Origin of the sequence: Pseudomonas sp. RC4D1 (assembly GCF_018390395.1) — a bacterium.
GTDB classification, from domain to species: domain Bacteria; phylum Pseudomonadota; class Gammaproteobacteria; order Pseudomonadales; family Pseudomonadaceae; genus Aquipseudomonas; species Aquipseudomonas danubii.
Genome location: NZ_JAHBAW010000001.1, coordinates 2,318,823 through 2,336,659, shown reverse-complemented (window position 1 = coordinate 2,336,659; position 17,837 = coordinate 2,318,823). Strand labels below are relative to the sequence as shown.

Here is a 17,837-nt window from a genome sequence, read left to right as displayed (position 1 = left end):
CCATGGGTTTTGAACTCGATAGCGGCATGATCCGCGGGCTCGGGACCCTGGTGGTGATGATCGCCTTCGTCGGTCTATCGATCTGGGTGTTCAACTCAAAACGCAATCCCGAGTTTGCCCAGGCACGCCTGCTGCCCTTCGCCGACGACCCGATGCCGGGTGCGGCACCGGCCGGTAATACAACTGATGACGCTCAACCTCAAGAGCCTGTAACAAGGAGCATTCGGCCATGACCACCTTCTGGAGTACGTGGATCTGCGTACTGACCATCGGCAGCCTGATCGGCCTGACCTGGCTGCTGGTCGGCACCCGCAAGGGTGAAACCAAGGGCAGCGTGGACCAGACCATGGGCCACGCTTTCGATGGCATCGAGGAGTACGACAACCCCCTGCCGCAATGGTGGTTCCTGCTGTTCGCCGGGACCCTGGTGTTTTCCGTGGGCTACCTGATCCTCTACCCGGGCCTGGGCAACTGGAAAGGCATTCTGCCGGGCTATGAAGACGGCTGGACCCAGACCAAGGAATGGGAAAAGGAAATGGCCAAGGCGGATGTGAAATTTGGGCCGATCTTCGCCAAATTCGCAGCCATGCCCGTGGAAGAAGTGGCCAAGGACCCACAAGCACTGAAGATGGGCGGACGCCTGTTCGCGTCCAACTGCTCGGTGTGCCACGGCTCTGACGCCAAGGGTGCCTTCGGCTTCCCCAACCTGGCGGACGACAACTGGCGGTGGGGCGGCAGCGCCGACACCATCAAGGCCACCATCATGGGCGGCCGCATGGCGGCCATGCCGGCCTGGGGTGAAGTGCTCAAGGAAGCAGGCGTGAAGAACGTAGCGGCTTATGTCCGTCACGAACTGGCCGGCCTGCCCCTGCCAGCGGACAGCGACGCCGACCTGGTGGCCGGGCAGCAAGCGTTCAGCACCACCTGCGTGGCCTGTCACGGCGCCGACGGCAAGGGCACTCAGATCATGGGCGCGCCCGACCTGACCCAGCCTGCCGGTTTCATCTACGGCACCAGCCTGGCGCAACTGCAGCAGACCATCCGCCACGGTCGCCAGGGCCATATGCCGGCGCAGAGCGAACTGCTCGGCAACGACAAGGTGCAACTGCTGGCCGCCTACGTGTACAGCCTCTCCCACCACAACAGCAACAAGCCACAAGCTGAAAGCGACCAGTAAAAGATCAACGGCAAGCTGCGAGATTTCACTTGCAGCTTGCCGCTTGAAGCTTTCCCTCCTGCCTCTTTGCGACCAAGTGTCGCACCCCTCTCCCCCACCGCCTTTGCACTGATCCGAATCAGGTCTAAGCTTGCCCCGAAGTGGACTGGCAATGACCGGTCACAGGCCATCGGTATCCTTGACGTTCGAAGCTTTCGCTCGATGACAGGCCGCAAAGGCTGGTTTATACCGGCTGTCGACTGGCTTACCACCTGTCAGCTGATCCGCGGACTTCCACACACCCGGTTACAACTGACCTGACACCCCAAGTTTTTTGTCCACTGCGACATTTTGTCCGAGGGCAATTTTTGTCCCTACTCGGCATAGGGAAAGGCCGCAGAATCAGGCATGGAACGCATTGACCCAGGTCATGGCGCGTTGCAATGACCCCCTGCTTTCTCCATACTTGCGGCCGATTTTTATCCCTAATAAAACACCCAAACCGTGGAACCTTAGAATGAGCACAGCAATCAGTCCGACTGCTTATAACTATAAGGTAGTCCGCCAGTTCGCCATCATGACGGTGGTCTGGGGGATCCTTGGCATGGGGCTCGGTGTCTTCATCGCCTCGCAACTGGTCTGGCCGGAGTTGAACTTCGATCTGCCATGGACGACCTTTGGACGCCTGCGCCCGCTGCACACCAACCTGGTGATCTTCGCCTTCGGTGGATGTGCATTGTTTGCCACCTCTTACTATGTCGTGCAGCGAACCTGCCAGACGCGACTGATTTCCGACAGCCTTGCGGCCTTCACCTTCTGGGGTTGGCAAGCGGTGATCGTCGGCGCGATCGTGACCCTGCCACTGGGTTACACCACCACCAAGGAATACGCCGAACTGGAATGGCCCCTGGCTATCCTGCTGGCGATCGTCTGGGTCACCTATGGCCTGGTGTTCTTTGGCACCATCACCAAGCGCAAGACCAAGCACATCTACGTCGGTAACTGGTTCTACGGTGCCTTCATCGTGGTGACCGCGATGCTGCACATCGTCAACCACGCCTCCCTGCCGGTCAGCTTCTTCAAGTCCTATTCGGCCTATGCCGGTGCGACTGACGCCATGATCCAGTGGTGGTACGGCCACAACGCCGTGGGCTTCTTCCTGACCACCGGCTTCCTGGGGATGATGTACTACTTCGTACCCAAGCAGGCCGAGCGTCCGATCTACTCCTATCGCCTGTCCATCGTGCACTTCTGGGCGCTGATCACCCTGTACATCTGGGCCGGTCCGCACCACCTGCACTACACCGCACTGCCGGACTGGGCCCAGTCCCTGGGCATGGCCATGTCGATCATCCTGCTGGCACCCAGCTGGGGCGGCATGATCAACGGCATGATGACCCTGTCGGGTGCCTGGCATAAGCTGCGCACCGACCCGATCCTGCGCTTCTTGGTGGTGTCCCTGGCGTTCTACGGCATGTCGACCTTCGAAGGTCCGATGATGGCGATCAAGACCGTCAACTCGCTCTCGCACTACACCGACTGGACCATCGGCCACGTACACGCCGGCGCTCTGGGCTGGGTAGCAATGATCTCCATCGGCGCCCTGTACCACCTGATCCCGAAAGTCTTCGGTCGTCAGCAGATGCACAGCACCGGCCTGATCAACACCCACTTCTGGCTGGCCACCATCGGTACCGTGCTCTACATCGCCTCGATGTGGGTCAACGGCATTACCCAGGGCCTGATGTGGCGTGCAATCAACGATGACGGCACCCTCACCTACTCCTTCGTCGAAGCGCTGCAAGCCAGTCACCCGGGCTTTATCGTCCGCGCTCTGGGCGGTGCGTTCTTCGCCGCCGGCATGCTGATCATGGCGTACAACGTGTTCCGCACCGTTCGCGCCTCGAACCCGGCTGAAGCTGAAGCCGCCGCTCAGATCGCTGTAGTTGGAGCTCACTGATGAAGCACGAAGTAGTCGAGAAGAACATTGGCCTACTGGCCTTCTTCATGGTCATCGCCGTCAGCATCGGCGGCCTGACCCAGATCGTCCCGCTGTTCTTCCAGGACGTTACCAACAAGCCGGTGGAGGGCATGAAGCCGCGCACCGCGTTGGAACTGGAAGGCCGCGACGTGTACATCGCCAACGGCTGTGTCGGCTGCCACTCGCAGATGATCCGTCCGTTCCGCGCTGAAACCGAACGCTATGGCCACTACTCGGTGGCCGGTGAAAGCGTCTGGGACCACCCGTTCCTGTGGGGTTCCAAGCGTACCGGCCCGGACCTGGCCCGTGTCGGCGGCCGCTACTCCGATGACTGGCAGCGTGCGCACTTGTACAACCCGCGCAACGTGGTCCCCGAGTCGAAGATGCCGGCTTATCCGTTCCTCGTAGAAAACAAGCTCGACGGCAAAGACACCGCGAAGAAAATGGAAGTCTTGCGCACACTCGGCGTCCCTTACACCGACGAAGACATCGCCGGCGCCCAGGATGCTGTGAAGGGCAAAACCGAAATGGACGCGCTGGTGGCCTATCTGCAAGGCCTGGGCACCATCATCAAAAGCAAACGGTGATCTAGATGGATATCGGGATGATTCGTGGCCTGGGCACCCTTGTTGTGATGGTGGCCTTCATCGGCTTGGCGCTCTGGGTGTTCAGCCCCAAGCGCAAGTCCGAGTTTGAAGACGCGACCTTGCTGCCGTTCGCGGATGATCCCGACGCCATCAAGCACGTCGAGCAAGCTTCTAGGAGTAACAAAGAATGACTACGTTCTGGAGTCTGTACGTCACAGTCCTCAGTCTGGGTACCATCTTCGCCCTGACCTGGCTGCTGCTGTCGACCCGCAAGGGCCAGCGCACCGAGCAGACCGACGAGACGGTCGGCCACTCCTTCGACGGGATCGAGGAGTACGACAACCCGCTGCCACAGTGGTGGTTCATGCTGTTTGTCGGCACCATCGTCTTCGCCCTGGGTTACCTGGTGCTGTACCCGGGCCTGGGCAACTGGAAAGGCGTCCTGCCGGGCTACAACTACCTCGATAACGAGAAGCAGACCCCGTTTGCCAACGGCCAGCCGGGCTGGACCGGTGTGCATGAGTGGGAAAAGGAAATGGCCAAGTCGGATGCCAAGTTCGGTCCGATCTTCGCCAAGTACGCCGCCATGCCGATCGAAGAAGTGGCCAAGGACCCGCAAGCCCTGAAAATGGGCGGTCGCCTGTTCGCGTCCAACTGCTCGGTCTGCCACGGTTCCGACGCCAAGGGCGCCTATGGCTTCCCTAACCTGACTGACGCCGACTGGCGTTGGGGCGGCGAGCCGGAAACCATCAAGGCCTCCATCATGGGCGGTCGCCACGCGGTGATGCCAGCCTGGGTGGACGTGATCAAGGAACAGGGCGTCAGTGACGTTGCCGCTTATGTCCTGACCAACCTCGACGGCCGCAAGTTGCCGGAAGGCATCAAGGCCGACCCGGTCAATGGTCAGAAGCTGTTCGCCGCCAACTGCGCGGTCTGCCACGGTCCGGAAGGCAAAGGCACACCAGCCATGGGCGCCCCGAACCTGACTCACCCGGCAGCCTTCATCTACGGCTCGAGCTTCGCCCAACTGCAGCAGACCATTCGTCATGGCCGTCAGGGCGTGATGCCTGCTCAGGAACAACTGCAAGGCAATGACAAGGTTCACCTGCTGGCGGCCTATGTCTACAGCCTGTCCCACGGTAACAAGCAGGCCGACGCCGAGTAAGACCGACGCCTGAAAGCAATACCCGACGGCCCCGCCAATGAAAATTGACGGGGCCGTTTTGTTTGCGCCTTGCATCGGCTGGTGCTCGACGGTGGATCACCCTTCCCGGCAACCCGGTAGTAGCATTTCTAGAGCAAGGAGGACTTTGAGGCCTGCGGAGTCCGCCTGATCATTCCCTGGAAGAATTGAACGGCGCCGCCTGCAAATGGGTCCATAATTCATAAGTCAATTGATTCAAGTCATTACACCATCAGTTGATTTCCCCCAACGCGACCAAAGGTCGCACCCTTGCGCTAGAGCTACAGGCGTATCATTGCGCCACTGCAACACCCCTTTTGACCCCGGCCGGCATGTACTGGCCGAGGCATTTTTCCACTGCCGTGGGATGCAATGATGAGCAACCAGATTCCCGTACAAGACGTTACCCCGCCTGCCAAAAACGCGACCAACAGCGTCGACCTCTACGCCTCCAGGGAAAAAATCTACACCCGCGCCTTCACTGGCCTGTTCCGCAATCTGCGCATGCTGGGCGGCGCCGGATTATTCCTGCTGTACTTCGGCACTGTGTGGCTCAACTGGGGTGGTCACCAGGCTGTCTGGTGGAACCTGCCGGAACGTAAATTCTTTATCTTTGGCGCCACGTTCTGGCCCCAGGACTTCATCCTGCTCTCGGGCCTGTTGATCATTGCCGCTTTCGGCCTGTTCTTCATCACCGTCTATGCCGGACGCGTCTGGTGCGGCTACACCTGCCCGCAGAGCGTCTGGACCTGGATTTTCATGTGGTGCGAGAAAGTCACCGAAGGCGACCGCAATCAGCGCATCAAGCTGGACAAGGCGCCCATGAGCGCCAACAAGTTCCTGCGCAAACTCAGCAAGCACAGCCTCTGGCTGTTGATTGGCTTCGTCACCGGCATGACCTTCGTCGGCTACTTCTCGCCGATCCGCGAACTGGTCATCGAGTTCTTCACCGGCCAGGCCGATGGCTGGTCGTACTTCTGGGTCGGCTTCTTCACCCTGGCCACCTACGGCAACGCCGGTTGGCTGCGCGAGCAAGTGTGCATCTACATGTGCCCCTATGCGCGCTTCCAGAGCGTGATGTTCGACAAGGACACCCTGATCGTGTCCTACGATCCGCGCCGTGGTGAAAGCCGTGGCCCACGCAAGAAAGGCGCCGACTACAAGGCCCAGGGTCTGGGCGACTGCATCGATTGCACCATGTGCGTCCAGGTCTGCCCCACCGGCATCGACATCCGTGATGGCCTGCAGATCGAATGCATCGGCTGCGCCGCCTGTATCGACGCCTGCGACAGCATCATGGACAAGATGGAGTACCCACGCGGACTCATCAGCTACACCACCGAACACAACCTCTCCGGACAGAAAACCCATAAACTGCGTCCGCGCCTGATCGGTTACGCCCTGGTGTTGCTGGCCATGATCAGCCTGCTGGTCACCGCGTTCTTCATGCGCTCGCTGGTGGGCTTCGATGTCAGCAAGGACCGGGTGCTGTACCGCGAAAACTCAGAAGGCCGGATCGAAAACGTCTACAGCCTGAAGATCATGAACAAGGACCAGCGCGACCACACCTACGTGCTCGATGCCGCTGGCCTGCCGGACCTGAAGCTGCAAGGCAAGCGTGAGATCCACGTGGAGGCCGGCGATATCGTCAGCATGCCAGTGGAATTGTCCATCGCTCCAGAGCAACTGCCATCGACCACCAACGAGGTGAAATTCATCCTCAAGGATGCCGACGATGACAGCGTCCACGTTGAAGCCAAGAGCCGGTTCATCGGCCCACAAATTCGTTAAGAGCCAAGAGAAGTGATCATGCCCGCAGCTACCACCACCAGCCCCTGGTACAAACACCTCTGGCCCTGGATCATCATTGGCATCCTCGCCTGCTCGGTGACCCTGACCCTGTCCATGGTGACCATCGCCGTGAACAACCCGGACAACCTGGTCAACGACAACTACTACGAGGCCGGCAAGGGCATCAACCGCTCCCTGGACCGTGAACTGCTGGCCCAGACCCTGAAGATGCGCGCCAACGTGCACCTCGACGAACTGACCGGCGAAGTGGAACTGCGCCTGAGCGGTAACAGCCAGCCCAAGACCCTGGAGCTGAACCTGATCTCGCCGACCCAGCCCGAGAAAGACCGCAAGATCGCCCTCACCCGCAGCGAAACCGAACAAGGTCGCTACATTGGCCAGCTGAGCGATCAGGTCGAAGGCCGGCGCTTCGTCGAGCTGCTGGGAGTCGAAGGCGACAAGACCTGGCGCATGTTCGAAGAGGAACAAGTCAGCCACGACAAGGACCTGCTGCTGGGCGATGAGCCGCTGCAAGGGGCGGAAGACCTGAACTGAACAACACCTGTCGTCCATCGCCGGCCCGCCGCCCTCCCCGTCACCCGGGTTGCAGGCGACTGGCCGGCGATGAGTTTTTTCCCGACCACAAAGACCGCCGATGACCACGCCACTGCCCTGCTACCACTGCGCCCTGCCGGTTCCCACTGGCAGCCGGTTCACCGCCGTCGTGCTCGGCGAGCCTCGGGAGTTCTGCTGCCCGGGCTGCCAGGCGGTGGCCGAAGCCATTGTTGCTGGCGGCCTGGAGCATTACTACAGCCACCGCAGTGAAGCCTCGGCCAACCCCGAAGCCTTGCCTGTGCAGTTGCTGGACGAATTGGCACTGTACGATCGTGCCGACGTGCAACAGCCCTTTGTCCGCCACGAAGGCGAGCTGGCGGAAACCACACTGCTCATGGAAGGCATCAGTTGCGCCGCCTGTGGCTGGCTGATCGAAAAACACCTGCGCAGCCTGCCAGCAGTGGTCGAGGCCCGCCTCAACCTTTCCAACCACCGCCTGCATGTGCGCTGGGCCGATAGCCAACTGCCCCTGAGCCAGGTTCTCAGCGAACTGCGGCACATCGGCTACGCCGCCCACCCCTACCAGCCGGACCGCGCCTCCGAGCAACTGGCCAGCGAAAACCGCCTGGCCCTGCGCCAGCTGGGGGTCGCCGGACTGCTGTGGTTCCAGGCCATGATGGCGACCATGGCCACCTGGCCGGAATTCAATATCGACCTGAGCCCGGAGTTGCACACCATCCTGCGCTGGGTCGCACTGTTCCTCACCACTCCCATCGTGTTCTACAGCTGCGCACCTTTCTTCAAGGGCGCCATGCGCGACTTGCGCACCCGTCACCTGACCATGGATGTCTCGGTGTCCCTGGCCATTGGCGGGGCCTACCTGGCGGGAATCTGGACCGCCATCAGCGGTGTCGGCGAACTGTACTTCGACGCCGTGGGCATGTTCGCGCTGTTCCTTCTCGCCGGCCGCTACCTGGAACGTCGGGCCCGGGAACGCACCGCGGCGGCCACAGCGCAGTTGGTCAACCTGTTGCCTGCCTCCTGCCTGCGCCTGGGCCAGGATGGCCAGAGTGAACGCATCCTGCTCACCGAACTGCGCCTGGGCGACCGGGTACTGGTGCATCCCGGCGCGGTGCTGCCGGCCGATGGCAAGATCCTCGACGGCCAGTCGAGCATCGACGAATCCCTGCTCACCGGCGAGTACCTGCCGCAACCACGCAGCCTGGGAGATAGCGTCACTGCCGGCACCCTGAACGTCGAAGGCGCGCTGACGGTGGAGGTTCAGGCCCTGGGCCAGGACACCCGGCTGTCCGCCATCGTCCGCCTGCTGGATCGGGCTCAGGCAGAGAAACCGCGGCTCGCGGAGGTCGCCGACCGCGCAGCCCAGTGGTTCCTGCTGTTTTCATTGATCGCTGCAGCGGCCATCGGCCTGCTGTGGTGGCAACTGGATGCCTCGCGCGCCTTCTGGATCGTCCTGGCCATGCTGGTTGCCACCTGCCCTTGCGCGCTGTCCCTGGCCACCCCAACGGCCCTGACCGCCGCCACCGGCACTCTGCACAAGCTCGGTCTGCTGTTGACCCGCGGTCATGTGCTCGAAGGCCTGAACCAGATCGACACGGTGATTTTCGACAAGACCGGCACCCTCACCGAAGGACGCCTGGCACTGCGCGCCATTCGCCCCTTGGGGCCGCTGTCCAGCGATGACTGCCTGAGCCTCGCGGCCGCCCTGGAGAACCGCTCCGAGCACCCTATTGCCCGGGCTTTTGGCCGTGCTCCAGTGGCGGCCGAAGAGGTCACCAGCAGCCCGGGGCTGGGCCTGGAAGGCCTGGTGGGCACACAGCGCTTGCGCATCGGCCAGCCGGCATTCGTCTGCGAACTCAGCGGTTGCCCGGTGCCCTCGATGCCCGATGAAGCCGGCCAGTGGCTGTTGTTGGGTGACAGCCAGGGCGCCCTCGCCTGGCTGGTGCTCGATGACCGGCTGCGCAGCGACGCCCCAGCCCTCCTGGCCGCCTGCAAGGCTCGCGGCTGGCATACCCTGCTACTGTCCGGGGACAGCTCACCGATGGTGGCCAGCGTCGCAGCCGAACTGCAAATCGACGAGGCCCGTGGTGGCCTGCGCCCGGATGACAAGCTGCAGGTACTGCAACAGCTGCATCAACAGGGCCGCAAAGTGCTGATGCTCGGCGACGGGGTCAACGATGTGCCGGTGCTGGCCGCCGCCGACATCAGCGTGGCCATGGGTTCGGCCACCGACCTGGCCAAGACCAGCGCCGATGCAGTGCTCCTGTCCAACCGCCTGGACGCACTGGTGCAGGCCTTCAGCCTGGCCCGCCGGACCCGCCGGGTAATCATCGAGAACCTGCTTTGGGCCGGGCTGTACAATGGCCTGATGCTGCCGTTCGCTGCCCTGGGCTGGATCACTCCGGTCTGGGCTGCAATCGGCATGTCCATCAGTTCCCTGACCGTGGTGCTCAATGCCCTGCGCCTGACCCGCATGCCGCGGTCAGCCGACAGCGCCAGCGCCCCCGAAACCCGCCTGTTGCCGGCCTGAGCCGCCGGGCCTGGAGTCCAGATGCCAGCTCTATATGTGATGATTCCGGCCGCCCTGCTGATCGTGGCCATCGCCATCTATATCTTCTTCTGGGCCGTCGACAGCGGTCAGTACGACGACCTCGACGGCCCGGCCCACAGCATCCTGTTCGACGATCAAGACCCTAGCCACACCGCAGCGGTGGACGAAGCCAAGGGCCAGCCAGGCAACGACGCCGAGCCGGTCAAGAAAGCGGAACCACCTCATGCTTGAGCTGGCTCCCCTATTGGTTTCGGCGGTGATCCTTGGCTTGCTGGGTGGAGGGCATTGCCTGGGCATGTGTGGCGGCCTGATGGGCGCTCTGACCCTGGCCATTCCCCAGGAGCAACGCAGCCGGCGTTTCCGCCTGCTACTGGCCTACAACCTGGGGCGCATCCTCAGTTATGCCCTGGCCGGCCTGCTGCTGGGCCTGGCTGGCTGGGCCGTGGCCAGCAGCCCGGTGGCGCTGTTCATGCGGGTACTGGCTGGCTTGCTGTTGATCGCCATGGGCCTGTACCTGGCCGGCTGGTGGAGCGGCCTGACCCGCATCGAAGGCCTTGGACGGGGCCTGTGGCGGCATATCCAGCCTGCCGCCAACCGCCTGCTGCCAGTTTCCAGCCTGCCTCGTGCACTGCTCCTGGGTGCGCTCTGGGGCTGGCTGCCTTGCGGCTTGGTGTACAGCACCCTGCTGTGGTCGGCGAGCCAGGGCAACGCTCTGGACAGCGCTCTGCTGATGCTGGCGTTCGGCCTCGGCACCTGGCCTGTGCTATTGGCCACGGGCCTCGCGGCAGAACGGGTCACCGCCCTGCTGCGCCGTCGCAGCGTGCGCATGGCCGGAGGGCTGCTGGTCATGCTGTTCGGCATCTGGACCCTGCCCGGTCCTCACCAGCACTGGCTGATGGGCCACTGATCCCAGGAAAGTGCCCGGCTACAGGGCTTGCACGCCCCGTCGGCGCTACCTCAGCGGCTCCCGAACACCCTTGATACAAATCAAGATGGCCGCAGCCCTAACCCCCTAGACTCGCGAACACTGCCAGCCTATCCGGGGGAATTCCCGCATGCTCGACGCCATTCGTTGGGACACAGATCTGATCCGCCGCTATGACCTGGCGGGACCACGCTACACCTCATACCCGACCGCGGTGCAATTCAACAGCCAGGTCGGCGCCTTCGATCTGCTGCACGCCCTGCGCGACAGCCGCAAGGCCCAGCGTCCGTTGTCGCTGTACGTGCACATCCCGTTCTGCGCCAACATCTGCTACTACTGCGCCTGCAACAAGGTCATCACCAAGGATCGCAGCCGCGCCCTGCCCTACCTGCAACGCCTGGAACAGGAGATGCAACTGATCGCCTGCCACCTGGCGCCCAACCAGCGGGTCGAGCAGTTGCACTTCGGCGGCGGCACCCCGACCTTTCTCAATCACGATGAGCTGCGCCAACTGATGGCGCTGCTGCGCAAGCACTTCAACCTGCTGGACGATGACTCCGGGGACTACGGTATCGAGATCGACCCCCGGGAAGCCGACTGGTCCACCATGGGCCTGCTGCGGGAGCTGGGCTTCAATCGGGTCAGCATTGGCCTGCAGGATCTGGACCCGGCGGTACAACGGGCGGTCAATCGCCTGCAGAGCCTGGAGGAAACACGGGCCGTGATCGAAGCGGCCCGCACCCTGCAATTTCGCTCCATCAACATCGACCTGATCTACGGCCTGCCCAAGCAGACACCAGAGCACTTCGCCCGCACCGTGGAAGAAGTGATCAGCCTGCAACCGGATCGCCTCTCAGTCTTCAACTATGCCCATCTGCCCGAGCGCTTCATGCCGCAACGGCGGATCAATGGCAATGAGCTGCCGGCTCCGGCAGAGAAACTGGAAATGCTGCAACGCACCATCGAGCAATTGACCGCCGCTGGTTATCGCTACATCGGCATGGACCATTTCGCCCTGCCCGATGACGAGTTGGCAATCGCCCAGGAGGAGTCGACCCTGCAACGCAACTTCCAGGGTTACACCACACATGGTCATTGCGACTTGATTGGGCTGGGAGTATCGGCCATCAGTCAGATCGGGGATCTCTACTGCCAGAACAGCAGTGACTTGACCCAGTATCAAAATGCTTTGGCGGGTGCACAACTGGCCACTAGTCGTGGCTTGGTATGCAACACCGACGACCGTCTGCGCCGTGAAGTTATTCAACAACTGATCTGCAACTTTAGTCTTAAGTTCGAAGATATAGAAAAGGCATTCAATATCGACTTTCGTGGCTACTTCAACGAACTATGGCCGGATCTGCAGGAGATGGCCGACGATGGCCTGATTCAACTCAGCGCCGAGGCGATTACCGTACTTCCAGCAGGACGCCTGTTGGTGCGCTCGGTGTGCATGATCTTCGATGCATACCTGGGCCAACAGAATCGCCAGCGTTTTTCCCGGGTGATCTAGGACCTCATGATCAGGGAAGCGGCCTTCATCACCTGCTCGGGGCTCAGACCTGCCTCTTTCATCGCCTTGGCCAGGGAGGCATTGGCAGTCAGCAAACCGCTGTTCAGGCTCGCCAGGGCAGACTGCAAGCTGCCAACCTTCGCCTTGGCCTCTTCAGGGCTCAGGTGTTTGTCGGCCATGACTGCCTGAAGCCGGGCAAGCTTTTCGGCAATCTGTTGTTGCAATTTTCTGATCATTTTGAGGAGTTGTTGAATATTTTCGGGCAGGCCGCTTTCCTCGATGTCACGGTCATCGCCCGCAGCACTGGAGGATTTCTGCAATCCAACACCCGACAGCGACACTTTGACGCCCTCTCCGATCACCGATTCAGTAACTAATGGAGAGCTCCTTAGTTCATCGTCATCACTGCCTTTCGAGGTCTCGGAAAGTAACTGCAAGTTGTTGCTGCCATTAGTAATACCGCCAACAGAGGACATAGTTGCAGCTCTCCAAGTTAACTTTGTTAACTGGTTATCGACTCATAAAAGGAATGCTTTACGACTAACAATCAATACGGCACGGACTGGCCGGAACCTCCTCCCGTGAGTTACCCTTACGGCTTATGTGTGTTTTCCCACAAGGATTCTAGAATGTCCGAGCCAGTTAAACTGCGCGCTCATAACCAGGCCCATTGCAAGGATTGCAGCCTGGCCCCTCTGTGCCTGCCACTTTCCTTGAATTTGGAAGACATGGACGCGCTGGACGAAATCGTCAAACGTGGCCGCCCATTGAAAAAAGGCGAATTCCTGTTCCGTCAGGGTGACGGCTTCGACTCGGTGTATGCCGTGCGTTCAGGTGCCCTGAAAACCTTCAGCCTCAGTGACGGTGGCGAAGAACAGATCACCGGCTTCCACCTCCCCAGCGAGCTGGTGGGGCTGTCCGGCATGGATACCGAAAGCCATCCGGTTTCGGCACAAGCCCTGGAAACCACCTCGGTGTGCGAGATCCCCTTCGAACGCCTCGACGAACTGGCTCTGCAACTGCCGCAACTGCGCCGTCAGTTAATGCGGGTCATGAGCCGTGAAATCCGTGACGATCAGCAGATGATGCTGCTGCTGTCGAAAAAGACCGCAGACGAGCGCATCGCTACCTTCCTGGTCAACCTCTCTGCACGTTTCCGCGCACGGGGCTTCTCGGCCAACCAGTTCCGCTTGAGCATGTCGCGCAACGAAATTGGCAACTACCTGGGCCTGGCGGTGGAAACCGTATCCCGGGTGTTCACCCGTTTCCAGCAGAACGAACTGATTGCCGCCGAAGGCAAGGAAGTGCACATCCTCGATCCGATCCAGCTCTGCGCCCTGGCCGGCGGCTCGGTAGACGGCTGAACCGCAGCACTTGCGACTGAGCCAAGCCGCTCGGTCGCGGGTATACTGGCGCGGCCTATTTGCCCGCCAGGACACCTGAAGATGGCCTTCGATTCCTTCGACATCAAATCCCTGATCCGCCCTGTCATCGACTTCCCGAAACCGGGCGTGATCTTCCGCGACATTACCCCTCTGTTCCAGTCTCCCCGGGCCTTGCGCCTGGTGGCCGACAGTTTCGCCCAGCGTTATGTCGAAGAAGACTTCAGCCACATCGGTGCCATGGATGCCCGGGGCTTCCTGATCGGCTCGATCATCGCCTACCAACTGAATAAGCCGCTGATCCTGTTTCGCAAACAGGGCAAGCTGCCCGCGGACGTGCTCGCCGAGGGCTATCAGACCGAATACGGCGAAGCCTTTCTCGAAGTCCACGCCGACAGTCTGTGCGAAGGCGATTCAGTACTGATGTTCGATGACCTGATCGCCACCGGCGGTACCCTGATCGCCGCGGCCAATCTGGTACGGCGCATGGGGGCGAAGATCTACGAGGCCGCCGCCATCATCGACCTGCCGGAGCTGGGCGGCTCGCAGAAACTGGAAGACATGGGCATCCCAACCTTCTGCCTGACGCAGTTCTCGCTGACTGAGCGCTAGGATCTACCCGCGTATTCACCAGCAAGCAGGTTTCTACAGGCCCATCTGCTTGCTGATGATTTCGTTCATCACCTCGCGAGTGCCGCCGCCGATCGAGAGAATACGGTTGTCGCGATACAGGCGCTCCACCAGGCTCTCGCGCATGTAGCCCATGCCACCGAGTATCTGCACCGCATCATGGGTAATACGGTCGGCGGTATCGGTGGCAACGTTCTTGGCCATGGAAATCTCCTTGATCACACTCTTGCCCGCGGCCATCTTCGCCGCCTGGCGATAGGTGAACTCCCGCGAGACTTCCAGAGCCGTAGCCATCTCCGCCAGACGATGCTTGAGCACCTGGAACTTGCCGATGGGCTTGCCGAACGCCTCGCGCTCGCGAGCCCACTTCAGGCTTTCCTCCAGGGCCATCTGCGCCGTCATGTTGGCCATCAGCGCCAGGGCCAGGCGTTCGCTCTGGAAATTGCCCATGATGCAGGCAAAACCCATGTTCTCGGCACCGATCAGATTGCCCACCGGTATCCGGCAATCGTCAAAGAACAGCTCGGCAGTGTCCGAGGCCCACCAGCCCATCTTTTTCAGCTGTCGCCCCACAGTGAAGCCCGGCGTGCCCTTTTCGATCAGCAGCAAGCTGATGCCGCCGTAACCGGGCTCACCGGTACGCACCGCAACGGTGTAGAAGTCGGCGCGTACGCCGCTGGTGATAAAGGTCTTGCTGCCGCTGACCCGATAATGATCGCCGTCACGCACGGCGCGGGTTTGCAGGTTGGCCACGTCAGAGCCGCCACTGGGCTCCGTCACCGCCAGAGCGCAGATTTTCTCGCCGCACAGCACTTGGGGCGCCACTCGCTCCCGCACTTCGGGTCGAGCCCATTTGACGATGGGCGGCAGGCCGATATCCAGGGAGCCCAGCCCTGCCACCAGGCCGCCGGAACCGCTGCGCATCAGCTCTTCACTGGCGGCGATCTTGGCGAACAGGTCACCTTCGTGACTGCCCCCCAGGGCTTCGGGATAACCGATCCCCAGAATCCCTGCCGCACCGGCCTTGAGATACAGCTCGCGGGGGAAGCTTTCAGCCTCCTCCCACTGATCGATCTCGGGGAGAATTTCCCGTTCGACGAAACGTCGCACGCTGTCACGGACCAACTGGTGGCTGGGGTCGAAGTATTCCTGGCAGGCAGACATCGGCAAGCTCCTCTGAAGGGTCGAGGGAACTTACCAAGCGCTTGCTTGGTTTTCAAGAAAATGTGTGGCGGGTCTTTCGCCGGCAAGCCGGCTCCTACCGCGTTAAAGTGCTATGGGTTTGCGACCGGCGAAGGAATGGGCCAGGGTGCCGCCGTCCACCAGCTCCAGCTCGCCACCCAGAGGCACGCCGTGGGCGATACGCGAAGTGATCAGGCCTTTGTTGGTCAGCAGTTGGGCGATGTAGTGCGCAGTAGCCTCGCCTTCCACGGTCGGGTTGGTGGCCAGGATCACTTCGCTGAAGCTGCCTTGCTCCTCGATCCGTGCCAGCAACTGCGGAATACCGATCGCTTCGGGCCCTAGACCGTCCAGCGGTGACAAGTGCCCCTTGAGCACGAAGTATCGACCGCGATAGCCGGTCTGTTCCACCGCGTACACATCCATCGGTCCTTCCACCACGCAGAGCAAGCTGTCGTCGCGACGCGGGTCGGCACACTGCGGGCACAGCTCGTCTTCAGTCAGAGTCCGGCATTGACGGCAATGCCCCACCCCTTCCATGGCCTGGCTCAGGGCCTGGGCCAGGCGCAAACCACCACTGCGATCACGTTCAAGCAGCTGCAAGGCCATGCGCTGGGCGGTTTTCTGACCCACGCCCGGCAAGGTGCGCAGGGCATCGATCAGTTGGCGAATCAGGGGGCTGAAGCTCATGGGCAAAGGTCCGACAAAACGACGAGACGCGGTTTATACCCGCGCCTCAGGGTAGCGTCAAATACTCGCGTGCGCGGCAACCTTGACCACCAGCTTGCCGAAGTTGCGCCCCTCCAGCAGACCGATGAAGGCTTCAGGCGCCTGCTCCAGGCCTTCGACCACATCTTCCTTGAACTTGACCTTGCCTTCGCGCACCCAGGGCGCCATGGCCTTGATGAATTCTGGATGCCGGTCACCATAGTCGTCGAAGACGATAAAGCCCTGGATCCGCACCCGCTTGGTCAACAAGGCGCGCTGCAACAGCGGCAGACGGTCCGGGCCTGGCGGCAGTTCCTGAGCATTGTACTGAGCGATCAACCCGCACAGGGGAATGCGCGCCTTGGGATTGAGCAAGGGCAGCACGGCATCGAACACCTTGCCACCGACGTTCTCGAAATAGATGTCCACGCCCTTGAAGCAGGCCTGGGCCAGCTCAGCGGCAAAATCGGCGCTCTTGTGATCGATGCAGGCGTCGAAACCCAGTTCCTCGACCACGTAGCGGCACTTGTCCGCGCCACCGGCCACACCCACCACCCGCAGCCCCTTGAGTTTGGCCACCTGCCCTACCACCGAGCCCACAGCGCCGGACGCCGCAGCCACCACTAGGGTTTCCCCGGCCTTGGGCTGACCGATGTCCATCAGCCCCATGTAGGCAGTCATCCCGGGCATGCCCAGCACGCCCAAGGCCATGGAGGGGCTGGGCAGGCCGGAAGGCACCGGAATCAGGTTACGACCATCACTGATGCAGTGGCTCTGCCAGCCAGTGGCCCCCACGACCAGATCGCCTTCCTGGAACTTCGGATTCAGCGAACGCTCGACCCGACTCACCGCGCCACCGGTCATGACTTCATTGATTTCCACTGGTGCGGCGTAGGACGGCGCGTCACTCATGCGGCCGCGCATGTAGGGGTCCAGGGACAGGTAGAGGGTCTGCAGCAGGACTTGGCCGTCCGCCAGCTCCGGCAAGGCGACCCGCTCCAGACGGAAGTTCTCAGGGACCGGTGCACCCTGGGGACGAGAGACCAGCACCACACGCTGGTTGAGGGTCAATGTTTGCGACATCACAGACACTCCTGTATCGAGGGTTGGATAGGACTGTATAGGGTGCAGACCCCGCAAGGGCCGTGGCGTTCGATGTTTCTACAGACGGATCGGCGGCGGCCTTCGCCCGCAATCCAGCTCCCACGAACAGCGCAGTGCTTATCGACAGGATAAAAAAAGCCAGGCTCAAGGCCTGGCTTTTTGCGTCCATCCGAAGCGCCTGGGCGACTCAGAACGGCAGTTTCATGCCTGGAGGCAGTTGCATGCCGGCAGTCATGCCGGACATTTTTTCCTGGCTATTGGACTCGATCTTGCGCACGGCATCATTGACCGCAGCGGCGAACAGGTCTTCCAGCACTTCACGGTCATCTTCGCTGACGCCTTCCAGCAGGCTCGGGTCGATGCTCACACGCTTGATGTCGTGACGACCGGTCATGACCACAGTGACCATGTCGCCGCCAGCCTTGCCGGTGACTTCAGCGTTGGCCAGTTCTTCCTGCATCTTGGCCATTTTTTCTTGCATTTGCTGTGCCTGCTTCATCAGGCCGGCCATGCCACCTTTCATCATGGGAATTACCTCAAAGTACGGGGATTGAAACAGCGCCCGACCCAG

General features: G+C 61.4%; 19 protein-coding genes. 14 read left to right on the top strand and 5 right to left on the bottom strand.

The features are described 5' to 3' along the window. Nucleotides 1–2: 2 nt before the first annotated feature. The 12 genes from KHO49_RS10730 (at nt 3) to hemN (ending at nt 12,263) form a co-directional block, all read left to right on the top strand. Entirely contained in the window at nt 3–233 is a 231-nt protein-coding gene (locus KHO49_RS10730; RefSeq protein ID WP_102879007.1) for a cbb3-type cytochrome oxidase subunit 3, read from the top strand. Further along, nucleotides 230–1,177 carry a cytochrome-c oxidase, cbb3-type subunit III gene (gene ccoP, locus KHO49_RS10725; protein WP_102863796.1) on the top strand — a complete coding sequence of 316 codons (948 nt, stop codon included), beginning with the start codon at nt 230–232 and terminating at the stop codon, nt 1,175–1,177. Before KHO49_RS10730 ends, ccoP (KHO49_RS10725) begins: the two co-directional genes overlap by 4 nt. Before the next feature lie 496 nt (nt 1,178–1,673). Next, nucleotides 1,674–3,116 (top strand): cytochrome-c oxidase, cbb3-type subunit I, encoded by a 1,443-nt coding sequence (ccoN, locus tag KHO49_RS10720; RefSeq protein WP_102863797.1) that lies wholly within the window; start codon nt 1,674–1,676, stop codon nt 3,114–3,116. Further along, nucleotides 3,116–3,724 carry a cytochrome-c oxidase, cbb3-type subunit II gene (gene ccoO, locus KHO49_RS10715; protein WP_102863798.1) on the top strand — a complete coding sequence of 203 codons (609 nt, stop codon included), beginning with the start codon at nt 3,116–3,118 and terminating at the stop codon, nt 3,722–3,724. Before ccoN ends, ccoO begins: the two co-directional genes overlap by 1 nt. A gap of 5 nt (nt 3,725–3,729) precedes the next feature. Further along, nucleotides 3,730–3,915, top strand: coding sequence for a CcoQ/FixQ family Cbb3-type cytochrome c oxidase assembly chaperone (locus KHO49_RS10710; protein ID WP_011060239.1), 186 nt, complete (start codon nt 3,730–3,732; stop codon nt 3,913–3,915). Beyond that, nucleotides 3,912–4,889 carry a cytochrome-c oxidase, cbb3-type subunit III gene (gene ccoP / locus KHO49_RS10705; RefSeq protein WP_102863799.1) on the top strand — a complete coding sequence of 326 codons (978 nt, stop codon included), beginning with the start codon at nt 3,912–3,914 and terminating at the stop codon, nt 4,887–4,889. Before KHO49_RS10710 ends, ccoP (KHO49_RS10705) begins: the two co-directional genes overlap by 4 nt. A 393-nt stretch (nt 4,890–5,282) precedes the next feature. Continuing rightward, the gene (gene ccoG, locus KHO49_RS10700) at nt 5,283–6,698 is read left to right on the top strand and encodes a cytochrome c oxidase accessory protein CcoG (RefSeq protein ID WP_102879006.1); all 1,416 of its coding nucleotides are present in this window, start codon (nt 5,283–5,285) and stop codon (nt 6,696–6,698) included. An 18-nt stretch (nt 6,699–6,716) separates the two neighbouring features. Further along, complete coding sequence (locus tag KHO49_RS10695; protein WP_102863801.1) at nt 6,717–7,253, top strand: FixH family protein; 537 nt, start codon at nt 6,717–6,719, stop codon at nt 7,251–7,253. A gap of 100 nt (nt 7,254–7,353) precedes the next feature. Next, a complete protein-coding gene (locus tag KHO49_RS10690) occupies nt 7,354–9,804 on the top strand; it encodes a heavy metal translocating P-type ATPase (protein ID WP_213665000.1) in 2,451 nt (816 codons plus the stop codon). A 21-nt stretch (nt 9,805–9,825) separates the two neighbouring features. Beyond that, complete coding sequence (gene ccoS / locus KHO49_RS10685; protein WP_102863803.1) at nt 9,826–10,056, top strand: cbb3-type cytochrome oxidase assembly protein CcoS; 231 nt, start codon at nt 9,826–9,828, stop codon at nt 10,054–10,056. Further along, nucleotides 10,049–10,732 (top strand): sulfite exporter TauE/SafE family protein, encoded by a 684-nt coding sequence (locus KHO49_RS10680; RefSeq protein ID WP_213664999.1) that lies wholly within the window; start codon nt 10,049–10,051, stop codon nt 10,730–10,732. Before ccoS ends, KHO49_RS10680 begins: the two co-directional genes overlap by 8 nt. Before the next feature lie 148 nt (nt 10,733–10,880). Then, nucleotides 10,881–12,263, top strand: coding sequence for an oxygen-independent coproporphyrinogen III oxidase (hemN, locus tag KHO49_RS10675; RefSeq protein WP_102879004.1), 1,383 nt, complete (start codon nt 10,881–10,883; stop codon nt 12,261–12,263). Here the strand turns inward: hemN and KHO49_RS10670 are convergent. Continuing rightward, entirely contained in the window at nt 12,260–12,739 is a 480-nt protein-coding gene (locus KHO49_RS10670) for a hypothetical protein (RefSeq protein ID WP_213664998.1), read from the bottom strand. The genes hemN and KHO49_RS10670 overlap by 4 nt on opposite strands. Nucleotides 12,740–12,892: 153 nt before the next feature. Here KHO49_RS10670 and fnr point away from each other — a divergent pair, with 153 nt between their 5' ends. Both fnr and KHO49_RS10660 read left to right on the top strand, forming a co-directional pair. Continuing rightward, on the top strand, nt 12,893–13,627 hold the full coding sequence (gene fnr, locus KHO49_RS10665) for a fumarate/nitrate reduction transcriptional regulator Fnr (protein WP_102863807.1): 735 nt from the start codon (nt 12,893–12,895) through the stop codon (nt 13,625–13,627). Between the two features lie 81 nt (nt 13,628–13,708). Beyond that, nucleotides 13,709–14,257, top strand: coding sequence for an adenine phosphoribosyltransferase (locus KHO49_RS10660; RefSeq protein ID WP_102863808.1), 549 nt, complete (start codon nt 13,709–13,711; stop codon nt 14,255–14,257). 33 nt (nt 14,258–14,290) lie between these two features. On the opposite strand, the gene KHO49_RS10655 is transcribed toward KHO49_RS10660, so the two are convergent. The 4 genes from KHO49_RS10655 to KHO49_RS10640 form a co-directional block, all read right to left on the bottom strand. After that, nucleotides 14,291–15,439, bottom strand: a complete 1,149-nt coding sequence (locus tag KHO49_RS10655; protein ID WP_102879002.1) for an acyl-CoA dehydrogenase family protein — start codon at nt 15,437–15,439, stop codon at nt 14,291–14,293. A 102-nt stretch (nt 15,440–15,541) separates the two neighbouring features. Then, the gene (recR, locus tag KHO49_RS10650; protein WP_102863810.1) at nt 15,542–16,144 is read right to left on the bottom strand and encodes a recombination mediator RecR; all 603 of its coding nucleotides are present in this window, start codon (nt 16,142–16,144) and stop codon (nt 15,542–15,544) included. A 57-nt stretch (nt 16,145–16,201) separates the two neighbouring features. Further along, nucleotides 16,202–17,245: an NADPH-dependent curcumin/dihydrocurcumin reductase gene (curA, locus tag KHO49_RS10645; protein WP_102879001.1), complete on the bottom strand. Its 1,044-nt coding sequence runs from the start codon at nt 17,243–17,245 to the stop codon at nt 16,202–16,204. Nucleotides 17,246–17,453: 208 nt separating this feature from the next. Next, entirely contained in the window at nt 17,454–17,792 is a 339-nt protein-coding gene (locus KHO49_RS10640) for a YbaB/EbfC family nucleoid-associated protein (protein WP_015634779.1), read from the bottom strand. Between the last annotated feature and the right edge of the window lie 45 nt (nt 17,793–17,837).

Bases quoted from the DNA above. Each gene is read 5' to 3' on its own strand.
- KHO49_RS10730 (WP_102879007.1), top strand. From the start codon at position 3: ATGGGTTTTGAACTCGATAGCGGCATGATCCGCGGGCTCGGGACCCTG.
- ccoP (WP_102863796.1), top strand. From the start codon at position 230: ATGACCACCTTCTGGAGTACGTGGATCTGCGTACTGACCATCGGCAGC.
- ccoN (WP_102863797.1), top strand. From the start codon at position 1,674: ATGAGCACAGCAATCAGTCCGACTGCTTATAACTATAAGGTAGTCCGC.
- ccoO (WP_102863798.1), top strand. From the start codon at position 3,116: ATGAAGCACGAAGTAGTCGAGAAGAACATTGGCCTACTGGCCTTCTTC.
- KHO49_RS10710 (WP_011060239.1), top strand. From the start codon at position 3,730: ATGGATATCGGGATGATTCGTGGCCTGGGCACCCTTGTTGTGATGGTG.
- ccoP (WP_102863799.1), top strand. From the start codon at position 3,912: ATGACTACGTTCTGGAGTCTGTACGTCACAGTCCTCAGTCTGGGTACC.
- ccoG (WP_102879006.1), top strand. From the start codon at position 5,283: ATGAGCAACCAGATTCCCGTACAAGACGTTACCCCGCCTGCCAAAAAC.
- KHO49_RS10695 (WP_102863801.1), top strand. From the start codon at position 6,717: ATGCCCGCAGCTACCACCACCAGCCCCTGGTACAAACACCTCTGGCCC.
- KHO49_RS10690 (WP_213665000.1), top strand. From the start codon at position 7,354: ATGACCACGCCACTGCCCTGCTACCACTGCGCCCTGCCGGTTCCCACT.
- ccoS (WP_102863803.1), top strand. From the start codon at position 9,826: ATGCCAGCTCTATATGTGATGATTCCGGCCGCCCTGCTGATCGTGGCC.
- KHO49_RS10680 (WP_213664999.1), top strand. From the start codon at position 10,049: ATGCTTGAGCTGGCTCCCCTATTGGTTTCGGCGGTGATCCTTGGCTTG.
- hemN (WP_102879004.1), top strand. From the start codon at position 10,881: ATGCTCGACGCCATTCGTTGGGACACAGATCTGATCCGCCGCTATGAC.
- KHO49_RS10670 (WP_213664998.1), bottom strand. From the start codon at position 12,739: ATGTCCTCTGTTGGCGGTATTACTAATGGCAGCAACAACTTGCAGTTA.
- fnr (WP_102863807.1), top strand. From the start codon at position 12,893: ATGTCCGAGCCAGTTAAACTGCGCGCTCATAACCAGGCCCATTGCAAG.
- KHO49_RS10660 (WP_102863808.1), top strand. From the start codon at position 13,709: ATGGCCTTCGATTCCTTCGACATCAAATCCCTGATCCGCCCTGTCATC.
- KHO49_RS10655 (WP_102879002.1), bottom strand. From the start codon at position 15,439: ATGTCTGCCTGCCAGGAATACTTCGACCCCAGCCACCAGTTGGTCCGT.
- recR (WP_102863810.1), bottom strand. From the start codon at position 16,144: ATGAGCTTCAGCCCCCTGATTCGCCAACTGATCGATGCCCTGCGCACC.
- curA (WP_102879001.1), bottom strand. From the start codon at position 17,245: ATGTCGCAAACATTGACCCTCAACCAGCGTGTGGTGCTGGTCTCTCGT.
- KHO49_RS10640 (WP_015634779.1), bottom strand. From the start codon at position 17,792: ATGATGAAAGGTGGCATGGCCGGCCTGATGAAGCAGGCACAGCAAATG.